Genomic DNA, 22,555 nt, shown 5'->3' with positions numbered 1-22,555 from the left:
TGACTGCAATTTGGGGGAGTATATATGAATGACAAAAACTATTTCTATCAATTTTTAGAACCGATTTCAAAGGAACTGGCGCTGCTGGCAAAAGAATTAGAGAATAGTATTTTTTCAAGTCCAAGGACGATGCTTACTCATTCCAGGGTTTTTGTAGAGAACATACTGCAGCAGGTTGTACAAGCTGAAAAAATTACGGAAGATCCACGTACTTCTTTAAAAGAAAGACTCGACCTTTTAAATGATAATGGCTATTTGATTCCTGAGATCCGTGATGACCTTCATTTGGTGAGGAGACTAGGAAATCAGGCAGCACATGATTCACGTATGTTCAGGTTTTCGGAAGCTCTGTTATCCTGGGAAGCTCTTTATAGCATTGTAAAATGGTATGTTGAGGTTTATGGGCCGGTAGAAGTGACTGTTCCTGAATATCAGGATCCGTCGCCTCAGACTGAAAAAGTATTCGATATGACGGAGCTTGAAGTAAGGCTTAAGGGACTTGAGGAGCTGTTGAAAAATCAAGTTGAAAAATCTGCTGAACTTCCTGCACAACAAGAGGTAGCTGCAGCTGTAGAAGCTCCAATAATTGAGGTTCAGGAAACCCCAGGTTTTACTCCAATTCGCACAATTACATACAAAGGCCGAAAGCTGGATGTTCCGTATTTCCTTCGGGATGCTTTTTTGCTGCCTCAGCGTTTTGAAAAATCGGAAACCTTCCTTATTAGACTAGGTGCTGAGCAGGAAGCACGAATCATGAGTGAGCTGCCAAGCAATCTAGAGGGACTTCATAAGAAAGTGAAACGTTACACTGAAAAGAACGATGAGCAGTTTTTCGATGAACTGAAAATCTTTATAGAAGAAGAAAAGACACGCAGAAACCTTACCTTAAAACGCCAGGGAGAATTATTTTTCTTCTATAAAGCAGACAACATCGTGGTGACAGAAGAACTTTCAAAAGTATCTCTTACTGCAGATGAATTCACAGGAATTCCAGGACTGTTAAGACAGCTGAATGAGAATCAGATCAAAACCGTTGGCCAGCTGCCAAACGAACTGGTTACTCTAGCTAAATATGATAATGTCGGCGTAGGTACAATTGAAAAGCTGTTTGAACAGATCAAATCAAAAGTGATGGAAACATCCGAAGCCGTAACCGAAGCAGAACAGCCTACGGAAGAACAGCGTAAAAGCTATAAAAAGTGGGACTCTCTTTATGTAAAGGTTACTTTTGGAGATGTAAAGACTGTCATTCGGGGTGAAAGTGTTCCATCCATATGGAAGGAAGCGTTGAATTGGATGGAAGCTAAAAATTTAGCTTTGTATGATCTTGTAAAAGAGGGAATTATACTGGGTTCAACTGACGGCGGAAAACGATATGCTATTGCACTTGAACCAATTCATAAGGATAACAGGCATTTTGTCCAAATGCATACCTATAAGTCAGAGTTAACCGGGGAAATCTATTATCTTGAGACTAAAATCAATCCGAAATCCGGATTAGAAACACTCGAGAAAATCTTCAAAAAGCTTGGCGTAGAAGTAGATATACCGCTTTTAAAAGCTGAATAAGAGCTTTTATAGAATAAGGGGGAAAGATTATGCGAGAAGAAGGCTTTGTAAATGTAACAGGGGGAAAGATCTGGTATGAATTACATAATAAAGATGCCAGCGGAACACCTGTTATTGTATTGCATGGAGGTCCAGGTTCATCAAGCTATTCGCTCCAGGGACTAAAAGAACTAAGTAAAGACAGACCTGTTATCCTGTATGATCAGTTGGGCTGCGGAAGGTCTGACCGTCCAAAGGATGAGTCGTTATGGAGGATTGAACGGTTTGTGGAGGAGCTTGGCCAGATTAGAGAAGCTCTTAAACTTGATGAGGTGCATATCCTTGGCCATTCATGGGGAACAACACTTGCTGCGGCATATGCACTGACCCAGCCAAGCGGAGTTAAGAGTATTATCTTCTCAAGTCCATGTCTTAGTGCTCCGCTATGGGAACAGGACCAAAAAAGGAATATTGAAAAGCTGCCAGAAGACGTTCAGGAAACCATTACCCGCTGTGAGGAAAATGGCACAACGGATTCGGAAGAATTCAAAAAGGCAATCGAGGAGTTCAATAAGAATTTTGTTTGCCGATTAGATCCATACCCTGAATGGCTGAAAGAGGGAAGAAAGTATAGGAACCCAGAAGTATATGAGATCATGTGGGGTCCTTCTGAATTTACGGTAATGGGCAATCTTAAAACCTTTGACTGTACCTCCCAACTTAAAGAGATATCCTTTTCAACCCTTTACACATGCGGCCGGTATGATGAAGCCACTCCGGAATCAACCGAGTATTATAGCAGCCTGACTCCGAATTCAAATTTTCATGTATTTGAACACAGCGCACATATGCCATATGTGGAGGAAACGGAAGAATATTTGAGAGTTATAGGAGATTTCTTAAAGAGTGTTGAGTAAAACAATATTAATGGGCCGTATCAGGTAATTTCTTTATAAATGCCTAAAGAGTAGACGTGTGATTTTGCACATGTCTTTTTCTTTATTTTCATTGGCATTTAAACTTCTTATTAGATTTTTGACTTAACATTTGACATCTATTTATGGACATAGGGTGATATAGGATTAAAGAAGGAAGTTAAGATGTAGAAGGATTAAAGTAAATATAATTTAGAAAATGGATATTCTAACAATATGATTAAAAATATTCATTTTAAAAAATAAAGGATATAATCGAAATGAAAGAAAGGATGGGGGGAGAATTATGAAATCATTTTCAGTGGTTGCTGATTATCTAACTGAACATGCTGATTCATTAGCAGTTAAAGTCGTTGATGATATTGTCCAAAGACTTGGGATCGTACTTTCTCAAGAAGAATTAGAGTATTACTACAGTGTTTACACTGAGTTCATCACATTATCGGCTGAAGGCATAACATTAAATGAATATGAAGTACCAGAAGGTTTTTTAAAAATGAGTCAAAAAAGTGGAGAACGTTCAGCGGCGCACAGGGGCAGAATTTCAGGAGTAATCGGGCGTTATCCTCAAATTAGATTGGGTCTTATAGACCAAATCACAAAGGTTTCTTTAGAGCATGGACTTACCTTTGAAGAATCTGCTGAAATAAATAAACGTGTTAACTATATGCTCGATATAACCGTTACTGAGACCATACTTGCTTTCGAGCGACAGACCGATAGTGTCATTGATGAAAGAGGAAAAGAGTTAATTAAAAAACAAAAAGCAATAGATGCATTATCGGCTCCTATTGTACCTATCCATGATGGTATTGCTGTTCTTCCTTTAATAGGAAACGTTGAATCTGAAAGAGTTGAACATATTTTTAATTGGGTTGTACCCGAAATTTCTCGATTAAAGCTTGCATACCTTATTATGGATTTTTCCGGAATTGTTACTATTGATACATATGTTGCAAGTCAGTTATTTAAAATAAATGATGTTCTTCGATTGTTGGGAGTAAATATGGTTTTTACTGGTATTCGTCCCGATTTAGCAACAAAATCTATTAGTGCCGGAATCGACTTTTCATCGATTAAGACGTATGGATCTGTTTTAAAAGCGATAGAAGTTATAAAATAATAACATATACTTCTAATCAATTATAAAAAGGTTCATTCATTATAAACATTGAATGGTCATTTGATTTATTTTAAGGGATCCATTTGTCCATTTTGAATTATGAGCAATTTTGTTCAGAGTTTTAATTAAAAATGTTCGTTAAAACCTCCTCAATCATTTCTTGAGGAGGTTTTGTTTTTCACACCTTTATTCTTTAGGTAAAGAATGCACGATTTCAAAGAGGTAATGCACGAAATTGGGAAAATAATGCACGATTTCAAAGAGGAAATGCACGAAATTAGGAAAAGAATGCATGATTTAGAGAGGAAATGCACGAAACAGGAAAAGAATGCATGATTTAGAGAGGAAATGCTCTTTTATGGATTCTTAGCACTGATAGTGTAAGTACTATTGAAACAAGTAGAAATGCCCAAATCTTAAAATGTCCTGGTAGAGTATTTGATAATCCCCTGGGGAAATGACGGTTCGAAATCCTTTTACGCAATGGGATGAGGGAAAAATCCGGGCAATCGGTGTTTCTAATTTTTCCATCGAACAATTGAAGGAAGCCAACAAAGACGGATATGTGGATGTGTATCAAGGGGAGTATAACTTACTTAGCCGTGATGCGGAGAAGGAATTGTTCCCATATGTTACAGAGCATCAGATTTCGTTTGTCCCTTTTTTCCCGCTGGCTTCTGGTTTATTGACCGGAAAGTATGATAAAAATACCAACCTGTCTGAAAAGCGCGGCAAGTTTTTCCAAAAGGAATTGTTTGAACAGACCTTAGAGAAAGTGAACAAATTCGAAAAATCGCTAATCATAAGGGGGCCGAAGTTGCCCATGTCGTTCTTGCGTGGTACCTGACTCACGACGCCATTGATGTTATCATTCCAGGGGCAAAGCATGCTGACCAGGTGTTAAATAATTTAAAAACTCTTCAAGTGCATTTAACGGATGAGGAAGTTAAAGAAATCAGCCAGATTTTTAAATCATAAGAACAAAAGGCGCAAGCGCCCTGGTTAGAGGATGAAAGGCTAAAATCGCCACGTCCTGTGGCAACGCCTTCCTGACCCACATCCTCGAAAAAGCAAATGCTTTTTCTTCGTGCGATGCTTAAGCTGCCGAAGTTTTCCTTGTCCTGTGGGCCTCCAACAGGCATAAGACGAATCACGTAGTCATCCTCGAAAAAGCTAAAGCTTTTCCTTCGTGCGATGCGGATTCTTCCGAAGCGTTCCTTGTCCTGATTTCTGAAGTGATTTGGCTTATGACCCCGAGGGGCTGGGCGCTGGAGTTGGATTACAATAACCTAGTTCGGAGATATCCACAAGGTGAAAATCTATAATTTCCCAAACGATAAAAAAACCGTTGAAGCGGTCCATAGAAATACCCCGAAAATCGAACACGAAAAAATTGCCCCTTATTCTACGAGTTCAGTTTTCGAGTATAAATCATTAAATCACAAACTAATTTGCAGTCCTTTTCGTATTTGAATCGGACTGCCTTTTTTGTTGATATGACGGTGTTTTAGGTCGCATTTAGAGTGAAAAAGCACCGTAATTCGTACCATTTTTAGAAGAGTGACATAAATTTGTGTCACTCTTCTAATTCTTATGTAAAGACTGTTGCCATTTCCCGTTCTATCAGCAATAGAAATGTCCGGAAGACTGCCTTTCGAGGACAATTCCCGTTCTATCACCCACCGAAATGTCTGTGAGACCGCTTTTCGAAGCCATTTATCTTTATATCAGCCACCAAAATGTCCGCGATACTGCACAGAACATTATTATTGAATTTCATCTAAAAATATGGTGTAATAGTTACGTGTTTTTATACCTATGAGTATAAAAAATAACTTTGTCGCACATAGAGGAAGACATATGAAAGAAATACAAGGACTTATTACCGTCCAGCAGAATAAAGGATCAGAGGTTGTACTCATTGATGGAGAGCCTGTCTCAAAACTTTTTAGTTTTTTATATGGTAAGATGGTTCATTTGAACATTGGCTGTGATTCTGTTTTTCCCAAACATACATGGGAACTGCTGAGGTATTTTTCTATGAAGGGACTCAAAACTTTCACAGGGGTACGAAATATGTGAATGATTTTTTTATAGAAGATGATGATATCATTGACTTCCTGGTAAAGCACGAAGGAAAGAAGCTGAAACTTATTGTTTCAGCTCTCTAAGAACTTTTTGAATCGCAAGACAAGGAGGGAAAGTGCAATGGGAATTGTTGTTGTAGAATTTTGTGATGGCAGCCTTATTACGGAGATTCCTTTAGCTGAAATTTTGGAAACAGAATATCCGGAAGTGGCAGTAATTGAAAACAGCTGCCTTTCCTTTTGCGGAATGTGTGCGAAAAGGCCGTATGCCATCGTTAACGGCAAGAGAATATTCGCCAAAACTTCCGAGGAATGCCTGGAGCTCATTAAAGAGCAAATAGAAGCTGAATTGGCTGTCTATGCTTAATAAAGGGACGAAGCCATGAAATATATGAATATATTGAAATATTCCATGTTATTTCCAAAAAAGGAAGCTGTCTTACGGTTGAACAAATATGATATGAAAAAAGCGATCCTTTACTTTTTCATACTCATGACCGTAATTCTTCTTCCTTTGGAAATAAACTTGCTTTTACATACCAATCAGGAAAACCAAAGTCTTTATATCACCCAGGTGCTTATTTTATATCCATTTTTTATGTTACTCTATGGATTGGTGGGAATCACCTTTCTATCATTTTGCGGCCTGGTATTCAGTAAACCTTTAAAGAGAAAGTTAAAGCTTCAGTTTCTTTGGAAAATGACCATTTTTGCTTTGACTAAACCAATAATTGCTGCCGTCCTTGCCCAAATTTTTTTGGGGTCAAATACCATTAACGCATTGATTATTTTTTTCCTGTTTGCTGTTAACATTATTAGAATGATTAGAGGCTATCCGAAAAGCAGGGTAGGGAAATGAATAAAAGAAAAGAGGAGCATACCGGGTATGCTCCTCAATTTATTTGAAAAAGAAACTTGCAGTGACTGTAGCCATCTGTTTGGCAGCAGCTTCTGTTGATCCGTTCCGTACCGAGAATATTTTTAAAGAGCTCGGTCTCACAGCGGCAAGCGACTTTATATTCTTTAGCGACAGAGAATATTGGACAGTTATACTCTGTCAGTTCGAAGGTGTTCTCATCCACCCGAGTGAGCTCAGCCATATATCCTTTTTCGTTTTGGATATCGGTCAGTTCATGAAGCTTCTCTTGAACGGTAGATTTATTACCTAGTCTTTTGCTGTACTCACGTGTGAGGCGGTCTTCTCTTTTTTTAAATAAAAGCTCGACTGACTCTTCACCATGAATTTCCTTAATATCATGAAGGAACTCAACGCTGATGCCCTCGTAGTTTTTCGGAAAATGGGATTGTGCCTTATTGGAGAGAGTATATAATTGGAGCGGCCTTCCCATGGGCTGCTTGATTGTCTTCGAAGCAATAAGACCGTCCTTTTCAAGGCTGTTAAGGTGCTTTCGTACAGCCATATGGGTAATCTCAAGGCGATGTGTCAAATCATTAACCGTCATCTGTTCTTCCTTTTTTAGCAAATCAAGAATTTTCTCTTTCGTGCTCTTGGTTATAGCATTCATATTATACCTCCACTTGAGGAGAAGAAATTATAAAGTTACACATTAATTATACCATAAAGTATAAAATATTAAAAATCAGAGCGTAATTATTTGATTTCTAGAATTACATCTATTACTATTTAAATGTACTAATTATACTAATTGGTATAAAAATATTATAGGGGGACAAAAAAATGACTACATATTCAGTTCCAGCTTTAAATTATGATTTTGATGCTTTGGAGCCTTATATTGACAAGGCCACCATGGAGATTCACTATGGCAAACACCATCAGACATATGTAAACAACCTGAATGCTGTTCTAGAAGGAAAGCCTGAACTTCAGGAAAAATCCTTGGAAGAACTTCTTTCAAACCTTGATGCTGTTCCAGAAGCGGTTCGAAATGCTGTAAGAAACAATGGGGGCGGTCACCTGAACCACAGCCTGTTCTGGGAAGTCATTGCTCCAGCTAAAGAAAACAACGCTCCTTCAGGCAAGCTTGAAGCAGCGATCAATGAATCATTCGGAAGCTTTGACAGCTTTAAAAAGGAATTCTCAGCAGCTGCCACAACACGTTTCGGATCCGGCTGGGCATGGCTCGTTGCTGGTGAAAACGGCAAGTTAGAGGTAACAAGCACACCAAACCAGGATAACCCGATTATGGAAGGCAAGACTGCTGTACTTGGCCTTGATGTTTGGGAGCATGCATATTATCTAAATTACCAAAATAGAAGACCTGACTATATTGCCAGCTTCTTTAACATCATCAACTGGGATGCTGTAACAGAAAAGTATGAGAGTGCACAAAAATAATGGTATGTGATAAGGTGCCTTTTTGGCACCTTATTTTTTAGGTAAGGATTTTAGGGTAAAAAAATCGGCGAGACTGGGTAGAGGTACAAATCTCTCACCGGTTGCTTACGATTTGTCCACGAGATGGCTTTTATAGATAAAAGTGGCTTGGGTTCCCTAAGATTTTTCCACGAGCCAGTGTGCCAGGGAAAAAAGTCGCTTGGGTCATTAAGATTTGTTCACTAGACGTTCGAGGCTTACATATTTGTCCCCATTAATAAATTCAACTATTTGTCTACATAGTGGGAATACCACAATAAAATGAAATAAAAGGGAATAGCACATAGGAAAAAATTGAGGATGTCCTATTTAAAAGGAGGAAAAGGCAATGAAACTTGTTGGTGTCTCAGGCTCGCTGATCGGTTCTAAAACGTCAAAGGCTGTCTTTGAAGTATTGCAGGCAGCTAAGGCTATTGATCCATCGATTGAAATTGAACTTATTGATTTAAAGGATTATGAAGTGGAATTTGTGAAAGGGACGCCGCTAAGCTATTACAACAATGACACCGTAAAGGTGGTTAATACAGTGTCAACAGCTGACTTCCTTGTCATTGGTACACCGATTTATCAAGCATCGATTCCTGGGGCTTTAAAAAATTTGTTTGACCACATGCCAATGGATGTTTTTAAAAACAAGGTGACCGGAATGATCACAACAGCTGGAACTGATAAGCACTTTCTTGTTCAGGAATTCCAGCTTAAACCAATCCTAACCTACTTAAAAGGTGTCGTTCCATCAGCCAATGTTTTTGTCCACAATAATGACTTTAATGAAAATAACGAAATCACCAATCCAGAAGTTAATAATCGTATAAGATTATTAGCGGATGAAATGATTTTTTTGCAAAAAAGTCTAAGTGGGAGAGATAAAAATTAATACCATAAAGCTATTTGGTTTTTGCGATTTGTAAAAAAATTTACATCCTTAGCTATTGCATCAAGTGAGATGATCGGCGGCAATAAAAATAAAATTACATAAAGGATGCTTAATTATATGGAAAAATATCGAATCGATACGAGCAAAGGGCTTGAATTTGGCCTATATACTTTAGGAGATCATATTCCCGACCCAAAAACCGGAAAACGCATTTCGGCTCAGCAGCGGATAAAGGAAATTATTGAATTGGCCCAGCATGCTGAGCAGGCAGGTATTGACTTTTTTAGTGTGGGAGAGAGCCATCAGGATTACTTTGTCACTCAGGCCCATTCAGTTGTTTTATCTGCTATAGCCCAGGCGACAAAAAACATTAAGATCGGAAGCTCTTCGACAATCATTAGTACTTCAGATCCAGTACGTGTGTACGAGGATTTTGCCACAATTGATTTGATTTCAGATGGACGTGCAGAGATTATCGCCGGCCGGGCGTCCCGTGTTGGGCTATATCATCTATTAGGCTATAACCTTAGTGATTATGAAGCGCTGTTCGAAGAAAAGTTTGATTTGCTGCTTAAAATCAATGAAGAAGAAATCGTTAATTGGAGTGGAAATTACCGTGAGCCATTAAAAAATGCAGAAATTCTGCCCCGGCCAAAAAACGGTTCACTTCCCATTTGGCGCGCGGTTGGAGGTACATCATCCAGTGCTATGAAGGCGGGTTATGCAGGCGTTCCGATGATGCTTGCAGCTCTTGGAGGCCCTGCAGGCATCTATAAAAATATAATAGAAGCGTACAGGGAAACAGCGAGGAACAATGGTTTTGACCCGTCTGCTTTACCAGTTGGAACAACAGGATTTTTCTTTGCAGCAGAAACGTCACAAGAAGCCATGAGAGAGATGTATCCATATATTAATGAAGGAATGGTACTAACAAATGGACAAGGCTTTCCAAAACAGGCTTTCGCTCAGGCTGCAGATAAACGCAGTGTTATTAACGTAGGAAGCTCGCAGCAAATCATCGAGAAAATCTTGTATCAATATGAGCTTTTCGGTCATCAGCGTTATCTCGCACAAATGGATTTTGGCGGTATGCCATTTGATCGATTAATGAAGAATATTGAAATTATCGGCACCGAAATTTTACCTGCAATAAGGAAATATACAGCAAAAAAATAGGAGGAGAACATCGTGAAGATAGTTGGAATATCCGGCTCCATAGTAGGATCTAAGACGAGAACCGCAATGAACTGCTTATCCAGGGAAATCTCTGAAAAACTTCCAGAAGCACAGTTTACACTGATCGACCTTGCAGAATATAATCTTCAGTTTAGTGATGGAAGAAATTACTTGGAATACGAAGGTGATACTGGATACGTGACAAAAACAATCATGGAGGCTGATGCGCTTGTGATCGGAACACCTATTTTTCAGGCATCAATTCCAGCTACTTTAAAAAACATTTTCGACCTGCTGCCTGTGAGCGCCTTTCGTGATAAAGTGGTAAGCATTCTTGTAACAGCAGGTTCTGCCAAACACTATCTGGTAGTTGAACAACAGCTTAAGCCAATTGTTTCTTATATGAAAGGCCAAATTGTTCAGACTTATGTATTTATTGAGGAAAAGGATTTCCATAACAAACAAATTGTAAATGATGATGTCCTTTTTAGAATTGAACGTCTTGTTGAAGATACGGTTTTGTTAACGGAGACCCTTACGAAGCTTCGAGAGGAAAAAGAGGCAAAATACGATTTCTAAAAGCAACTAAGGATCCTTATTCCACCTGCTTTCCGTTCGAAACTTTTATGGATGAAAGGAAGATATTCATTGGAGATCATTGAAATTACATCAAAACCTCCCAGAGATGATATCCCTTTAATTTTATTGATTGGAAAATTTGATGGAATTCATCTTGGACATCAAGCTATCCTTCACAAGGCCAGAGAGCTGAAAAATGAAAACGAGACTCTTGCGGTTATGAGCTTTTCAGATCATCCACGCTGGATTTTAAGGGAAGACAAAGAATATAAGAATAAAATGACACCAGAAAAAGAAAAGGCAAGAGTTCTTAAACAGTTCGGTGTTGAACGAATCTATAACATCGCCTTTACAAAGGAATATGCGGACATAACAGCGCGCGAATTTTTTCTAGAGCATATTTCCAGGCTGCAGGTTAAAAGAATTATAATTGGAGACGATTTCCACTTTGGAAAAGGCCGGGAAGGTTCCGTATCAGATCTAGCTGAACTTTGTTAGAGTATCAATATTCCCGTTACAGTTGTTCCTTTAATAAAGCAAAATGGAAAGGTGATTAGCAGCAATGATATTCGATCCCTTATAAAGGAGGGAAGAATGGAGGCTGCTGCAGCACTGTTGGGAAGAGCCTACACTATTACAGGTGAAGTTATCCATGGAGAAGCTTTAGGAAGAACCCTTGGTTTTCCAACTATAAATTTAGGCGATGTAGATACATATGTTTTTCCGAAACCTGGTGTTTATATAGGAACAGCTGAAATTAAGATTGAAGGAAGCGGAAATGAGTTTTGGCACGTTCTTATTAGCGCAGGATACCGTCCTACTGTGGAGCGGGGAGGTATATTTAATAGAAGCTTATCTTATCGATTTTACCGGTGATTTATATGGGAAATCAGTAACAGTTTCCTTTTTACGATACTTAAGGGAAGAAATAAAATTTACAGGATTAGATTCTCTTATTCAACTGATGGAAGCAGATAAGGCCCAGGCAAAGAATATATTAGGTATTGAATAATAATAGAACAGGATGCTGTGATCATAATTGAATTATTAACACCATCTGTTTAACAAAAATGAGTTTGAAATTTTTAAGTTTTATTGGTATAATATCTAGGTATTTTATACCTTTGGGTATAAAAATATCATTCACTTATAAAAAATCCTTTTTAGTCTATATATTATACCAATATAAAAGCGCAGGTGAAAAGATAATGGAAAAACAATTCCGTGTTTTATTGTATTACATGTATGTTCCGATAGAGAACGGAGAAGAATTTGCACGTGAGCATTTAAACTTTTGCAAAGAGTTAGGTCTTAAAGGCCGTATTCTTGTAGCAGATGAAGGAATTAACGGAACAGTATCAGGTACAATTGAAGCAACTGAAAAATATATGAAAGCAATGAATGAAGATCCACGTTTTGCAGAAATGGTGTTTAAAGTGGATGAAGAAGATGCCCACGCTTTCAAGAAAATGCATGTGCGGTACCGAAAAGAACTTGTTACGCTTCGTTTAGAAGATGATATTAATCCTTTAATGGTAACAGGTAAACATCTGGAACCGGCAACGTTCTATGAGGCTATGCAAGATCCGGACACAGTCATCATTGATGCAAGAAATGACTATGAATACGATTTAGGTCATTTTAGAGGAGCGATAAAACCTGACATTACGAATTTCCGTGAATTGCCTGAATGGATTCGAGAAAATAAAGAGCAGTTCGAAGGTAAAAAAATCCTGACATATTGTACAGGAGGTATTCGATGCGAGAAGTTTTCCGGATGGTTAGTGAAGGAAGGCTTTGAAGACGTATCCCAACTCCACGGTGGAATCGTTACCTATGGTAAAGATCCAGAAGCAATGGGTAAATTGTGGGATGGACAACTCTATGTGTTTGATTCACGGATTAGCGTTCCAGTTAACAGAACTGAACATGTGATTGTCGGAAAGGATTACTTTACAGGTGAACCTTGTGAAAGATATGTAAACTGTGCAAATCCTGAGTGTAATAAACAAATTTTATGTTCAGAAGAGAATGAGCATAAATATTTGCGTGGATGCACACATGAATGCAGAGTACACCCAAGAAACAGATATGTAGCAGAACAAGGTTTAACAGAAGAACAAGTTGCAGAAAGATTAAAGGACTTAGAAAAAGATACAGTGAAAATAGGTTAGGGTTTTTGTTCTTTTACTCTAAGATAAAAAACATAAATAAGGGCAGCCAGAATTAGCTGGTCAAGCCTATTTATTGACGGGCATTCTTTCCCCAGGGAAGTATGCTGTTTTTTTACATATCAAATCATGAATACTATTTTGCAAAATGGGATCAGTTTGACTCGACTTGATTAACATGTTACCTTTAGCCACATGTTATCGTGTTTGATAACTTATACGAAAGGAAGGATTTAATGGAAGAAGAGCTTTCCTTAGTATTTAAAGCTTTAGGCCAGCCTATTCGAAGGGAAATTCTCGATATACTCAAGGATTCACCTAAAACAACCGGTGAATTAAATGAATGTTTTCCTCATATCACCCGGTACGCCATTATGAAACACCTAAATATTCTGGAAGAAGCAAACTTGGTAGTGGTTAGACGAGAAGGGAAATATAGAAGGAATTTTCTTAATGCCGTACAACTTCAACAGGTACATGACCGGTGTGAACTGGCACCCACGTGATATAAAAAAAAGAGTTAAGCAGCTAGAAGATGATTCCTATATTGAATTGGGGGTCATCTTTTTTAAATTCCATGGATAACGATAATTGTTATAGTAAACCATGTAATGATTTATTTTCGCCGTTAATTCTTTTAATGTCTTACAAGATTGATATTCTACCTCATCTTTTAAATGACCAAAAAAGGACTCCTGCGTGGCATTATCCCCACAGTTTCCCCGCCTGAACATAGATTGGCCTAACCCGTATTCTTTTAACAGTTTTTGATATCGAAGGCTTGTATAATCGCTTCCTTGAATTGAATGAATAAATGCTTCAGGGTGTAGGCTGATTTTCTTATTACTCATTAATTTATCAATGGTTGTGGTTGCGATATCTAAAGTGATCCTATCTGAAACATGATAAGCTAAAATCTCATTAGTGGAGGCATCTTTTATTGTTGACAAATAAGCCATATTATTTCCTTTATATGGTAAATATGTAATATCCGTTAATAATACTTTTCCTGGAATCCCTTCCTTAAATTCTCTGTTTAACTTGTTAGGAACAACCTGATGTTCTTTTGTTGCTTTGGCCTTTTTTTTATAAGTGTTTGACTTCCAGTGAAGGCAAACAATCCCATACTTTTTCATAATTCTTTGTATCTTTTTTCTGCTAAAATAAATGTCAAATTCATTTTCCAAAATCATTTTAATCGAACACGAGCCTTTCCGGCCCGTACGGGAAACCGGGATAGGAGATTGGCTCTGGATTCCCTCCAAGTGAATGGGGGAAGTGCAACCAACTTCTATACCGTCAATTCCGGATGGAACAATTGGGGCATTTCTACAGCGAATGTTTATTTGAATTCAGGGGAAAATAAAATATGTTTTACGAAAAAAGTAGGCTATGTGGAGTATGACAGTCTTGATGTGTTCCCTGGAACCAAACCGGTTTCATATATAACAGACAGCGGACTTTCTCTTGGGAAAGTGGGTCCTATGATGGATCATTTTAACGACCCGATTCTGGGAAAAGAGTGGATGGTCGGTCCAGGTCCTGGACAGGAGAATAAGGACTTCTGGTCACTCACAAAGAACAAAGGTTTCTTAACCATTACAACTCAGGATTCTGATACCTATCAAGAACGCAATCAACCGCTGAATTATTTTCTGCGTCAGGCGCCAAAGGGAGATTATGAGATTCCAACAAAGTTAAATTTCAGTCCTGAACGTGGATTTGAACAGGCAGGTCTTGTTGCGTGGAATGGACCGGATAACTATATGAAGCTATCCTTTGTCTTTACGGACAGGAAAATGTTTGAAACTGCGATGGAATCGGAAGGGCGTTACTTCTCAGGTCAATCTCCAAATGATATCGGGGACGATGTGTATTTAAAAATAAGAAAGCAAGGTACAATGTATACTTTCTTTGTTAGTGGTGATGGAGAGCAATGGAGGCCTGTGGGTATCCCATTTGACGCCTCTTATGGCAATGAACAGATTGGCTTGTTTGCCATCTCTCCTGTAAGCGGAAGACATATACCAGCCAAATTCGATTACTTTCGTATTCATAAGAACTAACACTAGTATAAACTAAAGAAAAGATCAAAAAGGTATTGCTTGATTAAGGTGGTTGAGACGGATTTGTTCCGTCTCTTTTTCATTCTCCTCATTTTACCGATTATGTGTTAAAACAAAAAGGGTAATATGTTTTTGAAGTTTACCAGTATTCAAACTTGTCCATATATGGGCTGATAGAATGCTGATTAGATGGTTTAAAAATTGCAGATATTTTGTACATACGATTGTTACGGCATTTAAGCAGTTAATTAAAAACAAGCATTGTCCGTCTTTTTTTATTTTTCCATTCTTTACTTTATTATTAACCGTTTACATTTAAAAAAGATCTATTTTTACAAAGTGGTCACTATTGTAAAATATCAAAAAATTCATTATAATTCTATTCATTGATAATATTCGATTGATAGATAAGTTATATAAATGGTTATCCTCCTTATAAAAAAAGTTGAAATTCCTATTTATAAAGAGATACACTTTGTTAAAATAGGAAACTTCATAACTTAATTGAATAATGTTTTTCCATAAAAAAATTTTACATACATGGGGGAGACTATTTATGAAAAGCTTTTTGAAAAAATGGAATCAAATCAGTTTGGTAAAACAAATCATTGCTGGATTGATAATTGGTATTATCCTGGCTGTAACGATTCCTGAAGTAGCAAAACCTGTTGTCATTTTAGGTTCTTTATTTGTAGGTGCTTTAAAAGCCATCGCTCCAGTATTAGTACTCTTCTTGGTTATGTCAGCGATCGCACAACACAAAAAAGGTCACCAAACGAATATGAAATCCATTCTCTTCCTTTATTTATTAGGAACCTTTTTAGCTGGTCTATTTGCCGTTATTGTATCTTTTATTTTTCCTGTCAGCATATCGCTTGCCAAGAGCGCACAGGATGTGACCGCTCCTGGCGGTGTGGTAGAAGTTCTCAAATCATTACTAATGAACGTTGTCGATAACCCTGTGAAAGCTATCTATAATGCGAACTACATCGGTATTTTAGCTTGGGCAGTCCTTCTTGGTTTGGCGTTAAAAAATGCCTCTGATACCACAAAAACATTGATTTCTAATTTTTCAGATGCCATATCCAAAATGGTTACATGGGTCATCAGGTTGGCACCATTTGGAATCATGGGTCTCGTGATTGACTCCATAACCACGAATGGAATCAACTCATTACTAAGTTATGGGAAATTACTTGTTGTCTTACTTGGATCCATGATCTTCGTGGCCTTTGTTGTCAATCCAATCATTGTGTTTGTAAATATTCGCCAAAATCCATACCCGCTTGTATTTAAATGTCTAAAGGAAAGTGGTATTACAGCATTCTTTACACGTAGCTCAGCAGCAAATATTCCTGTGAATATGAGACTATGCGAAGATTTAAAATTAGATAAAGATTCTTATTCTGTATCTATTCCGCTTGGTGCAACCATTAATATGGCTGGTGCCGCGGTTACGATCTCAGTGCTGACACTTGCAGCGGTTCATACACTTGGCATTCATGTGGATATCCCTACAGCGATCATTCTAAGCTTACTATCAGCTGTATGTGCTTGCGGTGCTTCAGGGGTTGCGGGCGGTTCACTATTGCTGATTCCTTTAGCTTGCAGCTTATTTGGAATCCCAGCTGATGTTGCGATGCAAGTAGTAGGAGTAGGCTTTATCATCGGCGTTTTACAAGACTCATTTGAAACCGCCCTTAACTCATCCACAGACGTTCTTTTCACTGCAACTGCTGAATATAAGAAGTGGCGTAAAGAAGGAAAGACGGTTCAAATCCAAAAAGCATCATAAAAGAAGGAAGCTCTTGTATCTCAGTGATATGTACCCCCGTTCGCACAGCTATAAAAAGAGCTTATGCTGCTAACAGGTGACCCCGGTATTATACAAAGCATTCTCTTTTGGAGTACCCACATAGGAAAACGCATATATAAAAACGAGAATAAAAGCAGTGGATTTCACATACGAAATCGCACTGCTTTTATTCTTGTTAAGAGGGGTTGTATTGTAAAATTAGAAATGAACCTTATTGCACTAACTGGCAGGATAGTTCAACAAGAAAAGGAGGTAAAGTAAGGAGATTGATTTTAATTGTAAGATAACCTTCCAAAATTGTTGAAAAATTATTTTTAGGACTATAAATTATAGTGACAAGGATAAGGAGGGGTCTAATGGAAATCAAAATCGATGATTTAACGGGAACTGGAATTACTAACTTGATTAGGGAACATCTTTTAGGTATGTCATTAATTTCTCCACTAGAAAGCATACACGCACTAAATCTTGATGAATTACGGAGACCAGAGATTACTTTCTGGAGTGTGTGGGAAGGAAATGAATTACTCGGTTGTGGTGCACTAAAAGAGCTTGAGCCACAACACGGAGAAATTAAGTCAATGCGAACTGCAACTAAACATCAAAGAAAAGGTGTTGCAAAACGAATGCTTGACCACATAATGGAGGAAGCCAAAAGACGTGGTTATTATAGGTTAAGTTTGGAAACAGGTTCAACGAATGCTTTTGAACCTGCTAAAAGGCTATATGAAAGTTTCGGGTTTCAATATTGTAATCCTTTTTCAGATTACAAAGACGACCCCAATAGTGTTTTTATGACAAAAGTATTATGAAGTAAATATCTTGCCCTTTTCAAACGGGGCTTTTTTTTTGTGAAATAATGTACTTAAAGTAACGGGTGCTTATGTTGAGTATTGATGTTGCTGCGGCAGCATCTTTTTCTTAATGTACTTAAAGGGCAGGTTAGTCAAGAAGGCTTCTAATCCACTTTTTAGAAAATGGCTAGCCAATTCATAAAGTTATAGTAGTCAACAACTTGAACCTGAAAAAAGGATAAAACACGTTCTATAGTGAAGAGGTCCAGGCACTAGAGAATAGAAAAAAAAACTTGCCGGTAGTTAATTCTGCAAGTTTTTTTTGATTTTAACTAGATAACTAAGGAGTTTCAATTAACCTAACTTAATTCCAGCATCAAGTAATGCTTCCTCGACAACTTCCATCACAATTTGGCTCTGTTCTAACATATAATTGGCTTTGGTATAATCATTTTCCTTGATCATTTTTTCAAACTCATAAATTTCTTCAAACATTCTGTGTGGATGGACTTTATTATCAATGATTCGGCTATCCTCTCCATTCATATTCAACTCAAAGAAATCACAAACGTTCGCTGATCCATTTAATACAATGGAACCTTTATCGCCTTGAATTAGAGTACGTATTGGTGCTGTCGAGTCCTTTGCACCAATACAAGCTACTTTACAGGTTGGATAGTTTAAAACAAGAATACCAGATGTATCTATATCCCTTTCAACGTTTGCAAGATAAGTTACTGAATTAGGCTTTCCTAAAATTCCAACCACAAAATGGATATTGTAAATATTGATATCCATTAATGCACCTCCTCCTGCTTTTGGGTTAAAAGCCGGCAAGATTTCTCCCTTTTTAAAAGCATCATATCGAGATGAATATTGAGAATAATTACACTCGATTATCTTTAAATCTCCAAGGGCATGAATGGATTCTTTAATTGATATGTAATTGGATAAATATTGTGTCGTAATTGCTTCAATTAATATTAAATTATTTTCTTTAGCAATATTTCTTAGCTCAGTAAACTCACTGAACTTTATTGTAAATGGTTTTTCACATATTACATTTTTTCCTCTTAATAAAGCATTTTTAGAAAAAGAATAATGAAGATGATTGGGTAGTGCAACATACACGGTATCAATATCCGAATCCTGTAAACATTCTTCATAGTCGGTATATATTTTTCCAATTCCATATTCGTTTTTCATCACTTCCATTTTTGGTATACTTCCGTTAGTACCAAAGATGGCTATTAATTCTGTATCGGGTAAATCCCCAGCTATAGTTAAAAAATCAGCAACAATTTTTCCAGAACCTAGTATTGCGAGTTTCAATTTAATTCACCTCATTCTTTGTTATGCAAATAACTTTTTCGTAAACTTCAATTTTGTTAATACCTTCTTCAAGAATTTCTATTTGTTGAATGGTTTCTTGATCTTTTACTATTTTTTTTTAATTAACTCCTGATTCCTTCTGCCAAATACTGTTATCTTGACGTGAATAAATGGTTTTCACATGAATGTCTTAATTTATTAATGAAAAAGGTAAGTGATAACGGTTGGTACTTTTTCCGTTTCCGATATAGGTAATTGTTAACATAAAAAATTCCTCCAATTCTCTTTTGTAGCTTGATTATATTTAAAGTGATGTGGTTTGGGAATGCTTTTATATCAGATTGGACCTTATTTTCAACAATACTTAGAATTGTTGATACTAGACTGAACATAATGTTTGAAAAGGTGCTCATTTTAATGTTGTTGACGAGCATTTCTGTCAGAATTATGATCAAATAATATTGAGTAATTATTTTGTACAGTTCATGTCGTATCTGATAAATAAAATAATTACTTATCGTCAGATAAAATGGAGGAAGAAATGACTTTATTAAAGAAACTTGAACAAAAGCAGGGCTTTACTGATACTGAAATAAGGATTGCTGATTATATATTAATAAACTTAGAAGATGTTCCAAATATGTTTATTCAGGAGCTTGCAGAAAACACATTTTCCTCTCACTCTGCAATTATTAGACTTAGTCAGAAGTTAGGTTTCTCAGGTTATAGAAATTTTAAAATAGCATTAATCCATGAAATTCAAAGTAATAAACATGCATTTGCACATGTTGATCCTAATTTTCCTTTTCTGCCATCTGACAGTTCAATAGACATTGGAAAGAAAATGGCTGACTTGACAATAGAATCAATCAGAAAGACTTTAGTGAAACTAGATAAGAATCAATTAAATAAAGCTGTAGATATTGTTAGAAACGCAAACAGAATTTATCTTTTTGGAAATGGAGACTCTCAGATTCGTGCTCGTAGCTTTCAAAACAAGTTTATAAAAATTAATAAACACCTGATCATCGCTGATGAGTATGGGGAAGCAACATGGAATGCATTAAACTTGGAAAAAACAGACTGTGCCATTTTTATTAGTTATGCTGGTAGTTCGGTTGCCCACTTAAAAATATTAAAATATTTAGCTTCAATGAAAATCCCTACTATACTTTTAACTGGTAATTCGGAATCCACTATGTCTAAATTGTGTGAATTGACATTAGAGGTTCCTTATGACGAATATGACTTTTTTAAAGTAGGGACCTTTTCTTCACAAATATCCTTTGAATATATCCTAGACACACTATTTTCAATTATTTATGCCAAGGAATACACCAAAAACCTCAATAATCTAAAACAAAAGGAAAAGGCATTTAGAAAATGGGAGTTGGATTAATATTACTCAATGAGTTTACTGACTTATTCGGCTTATTCGACTAATGGGCAGGTTAGTGAAAGAAGTGCAAAGAAAAGCCATAATCATTTATGAGGTCATTAATAGAATCAATATTAAAACAAAATAAAAAACCTCTAAATTATTTAGAGGCTTCTTGTATGTAAGTTCGCACAGCTCTATCAATAGCTAAAACTGTAAGTAAAATATCATCATAAGTTTCTATAGTGTGATTATCCAAATAGGTTAATTGAAAACACTGGTTTAGGTAGCATACTAACAACACAGGAACCTGTTCCTTGTTTTTGAAAGTTAATGTTATTTCAGAATTACTGTACTGTTGTATGGTTTTTAACATTGTTTCTATGTGGTTTAAGGTCATTTTGTCTTAGTCTCCCTTCTTTTATAGGGGAGGATGACTAAGAGAAGTCTCAAAGTTCCCAAACAAAGTTATTAAATCAATCATAACATAATTAAAGCTCGATAGATATAGTAGAGTTTGGAGAAGACAAGTGAATATTCTGGTAAATAGAAAAATGCTTGTTCAACTAATGGGTAGCTTATATTGAATAACGGGGTGGCTGCGGCGATCCCGTTTTTTTTATTGAAATAAAGAGCAGGTTACTTGAAGAAGGGTTTTCATATATTATGGAGAATATCACTTTATTTAGGGAGGGGCAAAATTGAATGACCTATATGGTGGACTTAAAGCCAAAAAAATAAAAATAACTGAAATTCCAAAATGGGGACCTTATTTACGAAAGCAATGGGAGAATAATTTTGCTAATCATTTAAGTAATAAAGATAAGAAATCAATATACCTATTTGATACTGGAAGTTATAGTGGCTATTTGTGGCACTTGTTTAGTTATGAGAAGAAGGATTGTTTGGAAGGAGAAAGAGCTAAAGCCGCATTCAATAATCAACCAAAAGATAATTGTTATGTATTTTATCAACATTCGGATTATGCTCTTTTTCTAGAAAATACCTCTATGTTAAATACTGATGACCTTATAAATGAACAAGATATTTATATTGTAGATAAAGGATTTAACTGGACTTACATACAAACCCACGAAACAGGATGGTGTGGTCCATATTTTAGCGTTAAATGAAAAAGGTTGTTTCACTAACAGGTGCAAGAGCATATGATTTGGATATAATTTGCTGTTTTTCACTTATTCGACTAACGGGGCAGGTTAGTTAAAGAAGTTGAGGCTTATTTTTAGGGCTTTCAAAACTTATTCCCTTTTTTGTAATGTAGCTATTATACCAAAGACGGAGTAAACGGCACCGAATATTAAGATTATAAAATAGGGTATTTTTATAGTAGTAATAGTATTAATTAAATAAGTAAATAACAGAGCCAAAAAGAAAGAAGTAGCAAAGGCAAACCATACTGACTTAACTTTTTTAGTAATTGTTCCAATCATAAAAAACAATAGATTAAATAAAAGGAAAAAGTAAATCCATTCTTTTATGGGGAGTACAGGAAGAAAGATCAAGGATAAAACTACAGATATAATCAATAAATACTTAAAGTTAATATTCATTTTTTGTCTCACCCCGAATAATAACTAATTACCTCAGATATACGAGCATTTAACTCGAACTATTTATGTTGTTCTACTACCTTCCTGTCTTCATCTCTCTAGGATAAACAATTTAATAACTAAATATAAAGGATAAATGAACACCAGTGACACTATAATTGATGCGAACGCCAAAATTTTGTTTTCCTTAATCGAAAAGGCAGCTCGGATTAGAAAACAAATTATTACAAAAATGAAGGTAAGGATAATTGACCATAAACTTAAAGGAGATCCTAAGATATCAAAATCCTTATAATGGAAAGAGAAAGTTATTAATAGTAATAATAAACCTCCAACAAGACCTAGCCAAAGCAGAAGTTTTTTTGGAATCATAGATTCACCTCCATTTTTAACTAATTACCTCCAAAATGAAAATTCTAATCGACTTATCAGACTTTTTTAAACTAAAAGGCTGTATCTCCTCTGTTAGAGAACACCAATTAATTAAAGCCGTTTGTTTACACTACTGGATACATTAGTCCACTAAGGATTATATGATTGTAAAAGGATGCACTTAAACTACCATGAAAATTAACTTCTATTAAAAGGAAAAAAGGCAATACTAAAATAAGACGCAGCTCATTCGTTTTTAAAAAAGGGGAGAGCGCCCAATTCATAATCTATTGAAGAAAAGTGGACTGGATTAAGATGCTTTAGGTTCTTGTAGAGTGACTATATAGCCTAAACTTTCGAGTCTTCTTAGT

Annotated in this window: 23 protein-coding genes and 3 pseudogenes; 21 read left to right on the top strand and 5 right to left on the bottom strand. The window is 36.5% G+C overall.

Annotation, left to right across the window (positions count from 1 at the left end; genetic code table 11):
• Nucleotides 1-24 precede the first annotated feature (24 nt).
• The 4 genes and pseudogenes from G8761_RS08520 to G8761_RS08505 all read left to right on the top strand — a co-directional run.
• Nucleotides 25-1,569: a DUF4145 domain-containing protein gene (locus tag G8761_RS08520; RefSeq protein ID WP_243449945.1), complete on the top strand. Its 1,545-nt coding sequence runs from the start codon at nt 25-27 to the stop codon at nt 1,567-1,569.
• Nucleotides 1,570-1,598: 29 nt separating this feature from the next.
• Nucleotides 1,599-2,465, top strand: coding sequence for a proline iminopeptidase-family hydrolase (locus G8761_RS08515; protein ID WP_207789165.1), 867 nt, complete (start codon nt 1,599-1,601; stop codon nt 2,463-2,465).
• Nucleotides 2,466-2,769: 304 nt separating this feature from the next.
• Complete coding sequence (locus G8761_RS08510; protein ID WP_166025603.1) at nt 2,770-3,606, top strand: STAS domain-containing protein; 837 nt, start codon at nt 2,770-2,772, stop codon at nt 3,604-3,606.
• A gap of 487 nt (nt 3,607-4,093) precedes the next feature.
• Nucleotides 4,094-4,584, top strand: a pseudogene (locus tag G8761_RS08505) (aldo/keto reductase); the annotation flags it as partial.
• Here the strand turns inward: G8761_RS08505 and G8761_RS08500 are convergent.
• A complete protein-coding gene (locus G8761_RS08500; RefSeq protein ID WP_166025563.1) occupies nt 4,527-4,760 on the bottom strand; it encodes a hypothetical protein in 234 nt (77 codons plus the stop codon). The pseudogene G8761_RS08505 and the gene G8761_RS08500 overlap by 58 nt on opposite strands.
• A gap of 706 nt (nt 4,761-5,466) precedes the next feature.
• On the opposite strand from G8761_RS08500, the gene G8761_RS08495 reads away from it, so the two are divergent.
• From G8761_RS08495 to G8761_RS08485, 3 genes are all read left to right on the top strand, one after another.
• A complete protein-coding gene (locus G8761_RS08495) occupies nt 5,467-5,688 on the top strand; it encodes a hypothetical protein (protein WP_166025602.1) in 222 nt (73 codons plus the stop codon).
• 126 nt (nt 5,689-5,814) lie between these two features.
• A complete protein-coding gene (locus G8761_RS08490) occupies nt 5,815-6,060 on the top strand; it encodes a YuzB family protein (RefSeq protein ID WP_166025600.1) in 246 nt (81 codons plus the stop codon).
• 15 nt (nt 6,061-6,075) lie between these two features.
• Nucleotides 6,076-6,552, top strand: coding sequence for a DUF1189 family protein (locus G8761_RS08485; protein WP_166025598.1), 477 nt, complete (start codon nt 6,076-6,078; stop codon nt 6,550-6,552).
• Nucleotides 6,553-6,586: 34 nt separating this feature from the next.
• Here the strand turns inward: G8761_RS08485 and G8761_RS08480 are convergent, their stop codons facing one another.
• Nucleotides 6,587-7,219 carry a helix-turn-helix transcriptional regulator gene (locus tag G8761_RS08480; protein ID WP_166025596.1) on the bottom strand — a complete coding sequence of 211 codons (633 nt, stop codon included), beginning with the start codon at nt 7,217-7,219 and terminating at the stop codon, nt 6,587-6,589.
• Nucleotides 7,220-7,392: 173 nt separating this feature from the next.
• On the opposite strand from G8761_RS08480, the gene G8761_RS08475 reads away from it, so the two are divergent.
• The 9 genes from G8761_RS08475 (at nt 7,393) to G8761_RS08435 (ending at nt 13,361) form a co-directional block, all read left to right on the top strand.
• Nucleotides 7,393-8,013: a superoxide dismutase gene (locus G8761_RS08475; RefSeq protein ID WP_166025594.1), complete on the top strand. Its 621-nt coding sequence runs from the start codon at nt 7,393-7,395 to the stop codon at nt 8,011-8,013.
• Nucleotides 8,014-8,380: 367 nt separating this feature from the next.
• Complete coding sequence (locus tag G8761_RS08470) at nt 8,381-8,929, top strand: NADPH-dependent FMN reductase (protein WP_166025592.1); 549 nt, start codon at nt 8,381-8,383, stop codon at nt 8,927-8,929.
• 117 nt (nt 8,930-9,046) lie between these two features.
• Entirely contained in the window at nt 9,047-10,105 is a 1,059-nt protein-coding gene (locus tag G8761_RS08465) for an LLM class flavin-dependent oxidoreductase (RefSeq protein WP_166025590.1), read from the top strand.
• A gap of 12 nt (nt 10,106-10,117) precedes the next feature.
• On the top strand, nt 10,118-10,684 hold the full coding sequence (locus G8761_RS08460) for an NAD(P)H-dependent oxidoreductase (protein WP_166025588.1): 567 nt from the start codon (nt 10,118-10,120) through the stop codon (nt 10,682-10,684).
• Between the two features lie 69 nt (nt 10,685-10,753).
• Nucleotides 10,754-11,182 carry an adenylyltransferase/cytidyltransferase family protein gene (locus tag G8761_RS08455; RefSeq protein WP_166025586.1) on the top strand — a complete coding sequence of 143 codons (429 nt, stop codon included), beginning with the start codon at nt 10,754-10,756 and terminating at the stop codon, nt 11,180-11,182.
• A 96-nt stretch (nt 11,183-11,278) separates the two neighbouring features.
• Nucleotides 11,279-11,560, top strand: a complete 282-nt coding sequence (locus G8761_RS08450) for a riboflavin kinase (protein ID WP_166025584.1) — start codon at nt 11,279-11,281, stop codon at nt 11,558-11,560.
• Nucleotides 11,463-11,696 carry a riboflavin kinase gene (locus tag G8761_RS28020; protein ID WP_166025582.1) on the top strand — a complete coding sequence of 78 codons (234 nt, stop codon included), beginning with the start codon at nt 11,463-11,465 and terminating at the stop codon, nt 11,694-11,696. The genes G8761_RS08450 and G8761_RS28020 overlap by 98 nt, the downstream gene beginning before the upstream one ends.
• Nucleotides 11,697-11,892: 196 nt before the next feature.
• Nucleotides 11,893-12,858 (top strand): oxygen-dependent tRNA uridine(34) hydroxylase TrhO, encoded by a 966-nt coding sequence (gene trhO / locus G8761_RS08440; protein WP_166025580.1) that lies wholly within the window; start codon nt 11,893-11,895, stop codon nt 12,856-12,858.
• Nucleotides 12,859-13,091: 233 nt separating this feature from the next.
• On the top strand, nt 13,092-13,361 hold the full coding sequence (locus G8761_RS08435; protein ID WP_166025578.1) for an ArsR/SmtB family transcription factor: 270 nt from the start codon (nt 13,092-13,094) through the stop codon (nt 13,359-13,361).
• Between the two features lie 14 nt (nt 13,362-13,375).
• On the opposite strand, the pseudogene G8761_RS08430 reads toward G8761_RS08435, so the two are convergent.
• Nucleotides 13,376-14,072 (bottom strand): annotated as a pseudogene (locus tag G8761_RS08430) (IS3 family transposase); the annotation flags it as partial.
• Nucleotides 14,073-14,099: 27 nt separating this feature from the next.
• Between G8761_RS08430 and G8761_RS08425 the strand changes: the two are divergent.
• From G8761_RS08425 to G8761_RS08415, 3 genes are all read left to right on the top strand, one after another.
• On the top strand, nt 14,100-14,921 hold the full coding sequence (locus G8761_RS08425; protein WP_243449944.1) for a beta-xylosidase family glycoside hydrolase: 822 nt from the start codon (nt 14,100-14,102) through the stop codon (nt 14,919-14,921).
• 556 nt (nt 14,922-15,477) lie between these two features.
• Nucleotides 15,478-16,716, top strand: coding sequence for a serine/threonine transporter SstT (gene sstT / locus G8761_RS08420; RefSeq protein ID WP_166025574.1), 1,239 nt, complete (start codon nt 15,478-15,480; stop codon nt 16,714-16,716).
• 377 nt (nt 16,717-17,093) lie between these two features.
• Nucleotides 17,094-17,549 (top strand): GNAT family N-acetyltransferase, encoded by a 456-nt coding sequence (locus G8761_RS08415; protein WP_166025571.1) that lies wholly within the window; start codon nt 17,094-17,096, stop codon nt 17,547-17,549.
• A 336-nt stretch (nt 17,550-17,885) separates the two neighbouring features.
• Here G8761_RS08415 and G8761_RS08410 read toward each other — a convergent pair whose 3' ends face one another.
• A complete protein-coding gene (locus G8761_RS08410; protein WP_166025569.1) occupies nt 17,886-18,863 on the bottom strand; it encodes a Gfo/Idh/MocA family protein in 978 nt (325 codons plus the stop codon).
• A 124-nt stretch (nt 18,864-18,987) separates the two neighbouring features.
• Nucleotides 18,988-19,128 (bottom strand): annotated as a pseudogene (locus tag G8761_RS28015) (NAD(P)-dependent oxidoreductase); the annotation flags it as partial.
• A 276-nt stretch (nt 19,129-19,404) separates the two neighbouring features.
• On the opposite strand from G8761_RS28015, the gene G8761_RS08405 reads away from it, so the two are divergent.
• Both G8761_RS08405 and G8761_RS08400 read left to right on the top strand, forming a co-directional pair.
• Nucleotides 19,405-20,262, top strand: coding sequence for a MurR/RpiR family transcriptional regulator (locus tag G8761_RS08405; RefSeq protein WP_166025567.1), 858 nt, complete (start codon nt 19,405-19,407; stop codon nt 20,260-20,262).
• Nucleotides 20,263-20,942: 680 nt separating this feature from the next.
• Nucleotides 20,943-21,374 carry a DUF4275 family protein gene (locus G8761_RS08400; RefSeq protein ID WP_166025565.1) on the top strand — a complete coding sequence of 144 codons (432 nt, stop codon included), beginning with the start codon at nt 20,943-20,945 and terminating at the stop codon, nt 21,372-21,374.
• The last annotated feature ends 1,181 nt before the right edge of the window (nt 21,375-22,555 follow it).

The organism is Neobacillus terrae, from assembly GCF_011393025.1.
In the GTDB taxonomy this organism is placed as follows: Bacteria; Bacillota; Bacilli; order Bacillales; family Cytobacillaceae; genus Neobacillus_A; species Neobacillus_A terrae.
This window is presented reverse-complemented; position numbering and strand designations above follow the sequence as displayed.

Excerpts from the sequence above, each read along its gene's own strand:
- G8761_RS08520 (WP_243449945.1), top strand. The coding sequence starts at position 25 with ATGAATGACAAAAACTATTTCTATCAATTTTTAGAACCGATTTCAAAG.
- G8761_RS08515 (WP_207789165.1), top strand. The coding sequence starts at position 1,599 with ATGCGAGAAGAAGGCTTTGTAAATGTAACAGGGGGAAAGATCTGGTAT.
- G8761_RS08510 (WP_166025603.1), top strand. The coding sequence starts at position 2,770 with ATGAAATCATTTTCAGTGGTTGCTGATTATCTAACTGAACATGCTGAT.
- G8761_RS08495 (WP_166025602.1), top strand. The coding sequence starts at position 5,467 with ATGAAAGAAATACAAGGACTTATTACCGTCCAGCAGAATAAAGGATCA.
- G8761_RS08490 (WP_166025600.1), top strand. The coding sequence starts at position 5,815 with ATGGGAATTGTTGTTGTAGAATTTTGTGATGGCAGCCTTATTACGGAG.
- G8761_RS08485 (WP_166025598.1), top strand. The coding sequence starts at position 6,076 with ATGAAATATATGAATATATTGAAATATTCCATGTTATTTCCAAAAAAG.
- G8761_RS08480 (WP_166025596.1), bottom strand. The coding sequence starts at position 7,219 with ATGAATGCTATAACCAAGAGCACGAAAGAGAAAATTCTTGATTTGCTA.
- G8761_RS08475 (WP_166025594.1), top strand. The coding sequence starts at position 7,393 with ATGACTACATATTCAGTTCCAGCTTTAAATTATGATTTTGATGCTTTG.
- G8761_RS08470 (WP_166025592.1), top strand. The coding sequence starts at position 8,381 with ATGAAACTTGTTGGTGTCTCAGGCTCGCTGATCGGTTCTAAAACGTCA.
- G8761_RS08465 (WP_166025590.1), top strand. The coding sequence starts at position 9,047 with ATGGAAAAATATCGAATCGATACGAGCAAAGGGCTTGAATTTGGCCTA.
- G8761_RS08450 (WP_166025584.1), top strand. The coding sequence starts at position 11,279 with ATGGAGGCTGCTGCAGCACTGTTGGGAAGAGCCTACACTATTACAGGT.
- G8761_RS28020 (WP_166025582.1), top strand. The coding sequence starts at position 11,463 with ATGAGTTTTGGCACGTTCTTATTAGCGCAGGATACCGTCCTACTGTGG.
- trhO (WP_166025580.1), top strand. The coding sequence starts at position 11,893 with ATGGAAAAACAATTCCGTGTTTTATTGTATTACATGTATGTTCCGATA.
- G8761_RS08435 (WP_166025578.1), top strand. The coding sequence starts at position 13,092 with ATGGAAGAAGAGCTTTCCTTAGTATTTAAAGCTTTAGGCCAGCCTATT.
- sstT (WP_166025574.1), top strand. The coding sequence starts at position 15,478 with ATGAAAAGCTTTTTGAAAAAATGGAATCAAATCAGTTTGGTAAAACAA.
- G8761_RS08415 (WP_166025571.1), top strand. The coding sequence starts at position 17,094 with ATGGAAATCAAAATCGATGATTTAACGGGAACTGGAATTACTAACTTG.
- G8761_RS08405 (WP_166025567.1), top strand. The coding sequence starts at position 19,405 with ATGACTTTATTAAAGAAACTTGAACAAAAGCAGGGCTTTACTGATACT.